1 protein-coding gene and 1 pseudogene are annotated in these 2,733 nt (G+C 67.9%); one reads left to right on the forward strand and one right to left on the reverse strand.

Translation table 11 applies throughout. The features are described 5' to 3' along the window. Window positions 1-521, reverse strand: a pseudogene (locus N878_RS16990) (poly-beta-1,6 N-acetyl-D-glucosamine export porin PgaA); the annotation flags it as partial. Window positions 522-750: 229 nt separating this feature from the next. Between N878_RS16990 and N878_RS16995 the strand changes: the two are divergent. Beyond that, on the forward strand, window positions 751-2,682 hold the full coding sequence (locus tag N878_RS16995; RefSeq protein ID WP_021444799.1) for a putative nucleotidyltransferase substrate binding domain-containing protein: 1,932 nt from the start codon (window positions 751-753) through the stop codon (window positions 2,680-2,682). The last annotated feature ends 51 nt before the right edge of the window (window positions 2,683-2,733 follow it).

Here is a 2,733-nt window from a genome sequence, read left to right on the forward strand (position 1 = left end):
AGCGCCAGCCGGCGCTCGGCGTCCTGCGGCGCCTGCTGCACCAGGCGCAGACCGCGGCGTACCGCCTGTTGCGTCTGGCCGGCATCGGCCATGACCAGCACCTGACCGAGCGCCATCGGCGGATGGTCGGGGAAATGCGTCAGCCCCCGCTCGTAGACTGCCAACGCCGGCTGCCACAGGCGCAGATTGCGATAGGCCCGAGCCACGCCGGTCAGCACGTCGGCAGACAAGGCGACCTGCGCGCCATAGCCCTCATAGAGTCTGACGACCTCGGCATCCTCGCCCGCCCAGCCGGCGATCAGCAGGTGATCGGGTAGGTAGCGAGGCGAGGCCCAGCCCCCCACCTGCCCGCGCAGAAAGCTCAGCGCCGGTTGGTAATGCCCGGCACGGGCCTGCTCGAGCAAGGCGTCGTAATGCGGCTGGGCCTGCAGGCAGGCACTCAGCAGCAGGGTGTTGACAAACAGCGTGGCGCGGCGCGCCCCACACGGCACGACGCGCCCTCTTCTTTTGCTCAGGTTCACGCACTACATCCAGATATGTTCGGGCGGCCGCGACATGCGGAAAGACGAGCCGCCGGCGAAAAGATGGCATTTTGACATATGCCTGCGCCTTATCACATATCAGTATTTCAGGCGTCATTTTTATGACAAAAACAGAAAAAAGAGCGACCTCCCCCTACTTAGGTGCAATGGCCAAGGCCCACGCGCGCGGCCACACTGGCAGCATCTCGAAACTGCGAGGCGCAAGCCCATGAGCAAGGCCGACGCCCTGGCCGATGCGGGCAAGACCGCGGTGCTGCAGAACATCCACGGCACCATGGAGCTCCTGCAGAAGTTTCCGCCCTTCAACCAGATGGACACCGCCCACCTGGCGTTTCTGGTCGAGCATTGCCAGCTGCGCTTCTACGGCGAGGGCGAGTCGATCATCAAGCCGAGCGACGGCCCGGTCGAGCACTTCTACATCGTCAAGCAGGGCCGGGTGCATGGCGAGCGCCCGCACAGCGCGCGGCGCGGCACCGAGACCACTTTCGAGATCACCGCCGGCGAATGCTTCCCGCTGGCCGCGCTGATCGGCGAACGCGCCACCCGCACCGAACACCTGGCCGCCGAGGACACCTTCTGCCTGCTGCTGGCCAAGCACGCCTTCGTCAAGCTGTTCGCCGTGTCCAACCCGCTGCGCGACTTCGCCCTGCGCGGGGTCAGCAGCCTGCTCGACCAGGTCAACCAGCAGGTGCAGTTGCGCGCGGTGGAGACCCTCGGCGCGCAGTATTCGCTGGATACCCGCCTGGGCGAACTGGCCATGCGCCAACCCATCGGCTGCGCCCCTGTCACGCCGCTGCGCGAGGCCGTGCGGCTGATGCACGAACAGCATGTGGGCAGCATCGTCATCGTCGATCCGGCCGAGCGGCCGCTGGGCATCTTCACCCTGCGCGACCTGCGCCGGGTGGTGGCCGACGGCGTCGATCTGGCCCAGCCGATCAGCAACCTGATGACCCCCAAACCCTTCCACCTGGCACCGGACGCCAGCGCCTTCGACGCCGCCATCGCCATGACCGAGCGGCATATCGCCCACGTCTGCCTGGTGGAACACGAGCGGCTCTGCGGGGTGATTTCCGAGCGCGACCTGTTCAGCCTGCAGCGCGTCGACCTGGTACACCTGGCGCGCACCATCCGCCACGCCGGCAAGGTCGAGACCCTGGCCGGGCTGCGCAGCGACATCCGCCTGCTGGTCGACCGCATGCTGGCCCACGGCGCCAGCTCGACGCAGATCACCCATATCGTCACCCTGCTCAACGACCACACCGTGTGCCGGGTGATCGAGCTGACGATCGAAGAAATGGGCGACCCGGGCGTGCCCTTCACCTGGCTGTGCTTCGGCAGCGAAGGTCGCCGCGAGCAGACCCTGCACACCGACCAGGACAACGGCATCCTCTTCGAGGCGGCCGACGCCGCCGAGGCCGCGGCCATCCGCGGGCGCCTGCTGCCGCTGGCCGCCACCATCAACCAGCGCCTGGCGCAGTGCGGCTTCACCCTGTGCAAAGGCAACATCATGGCCAGCAACCCGGAGCTGTGCCTGTCGCGTCAGGAATGGTCGCGGCGCTTCGCCGGCTTCGTGCTGGAGGCCACCCCGGAAAACCTGCTCAGCTCGACCATCTACTTCGACCTGCGGGCGATCTGGGGCCCGGACGAGGGTTGCGAGCAGCTGCGCGAGGAGCTGCTCGGGCGTATCGGCAACAACAGCCTGTTCCAGCAGATGATGGCCGAGAACGCCCTGCGCCAGCGTCCGCCGGTGGGCCGTTTCCGCGACTTCGTGGTGGTCCGCTCCGGCGCCGACAAGGACACCCTCGACCTCAAGGTGCAGGGCCTGACCCCCTTCGTCGACGGCGCCCGCCTGCTCGCCCTGGCCCACAACGTCGCCGCGGTCGGCACCTTGGAGCGCCTGCGCGCGCTGGTGGTCAAGGGCGTGATCGAGGCCCAGGACGGCGCCGCCTTCGAGGAGGCCTACCACTTCATCCAGCAGACCCGCATGCAGCAGCACCAGCTGCAGGCGCGCGACGAGCTGCCCTACTCCAACCGGGTCGACCCCGACCGCCTCAACCACCTGGACCGGCGCATCCTGCGCGAGTCCTTCCGCCAGGCGCAGCGGCTGCAGAGCAGCCTGGCCCTGAGGTATCAGCTATGAGCAAGTTCACCTGGTTCACCGGGCGCGGCCCGGCCCTGACCCAGCGCCAGC

Source organism: Pseudomonas sp. EGD-AK9 (assembly GCF_000465935.2).
Classification (GTDB): Bacteria; Pseudomonadota; Gammaproteobacteria; order Pseudomonadales; family Pseudomonadaceae; genus Aquipseudomonas.

Excerpts from the sequence above, each read along its gene's own strand:
- N878_RS16995 (WP_021444799.1), top strand. The coding sequence starts at position 751 with ATGAGCAAGGCCGACGCCCTGGCCGATGCGGGCAAGACCGCGGTGCTG.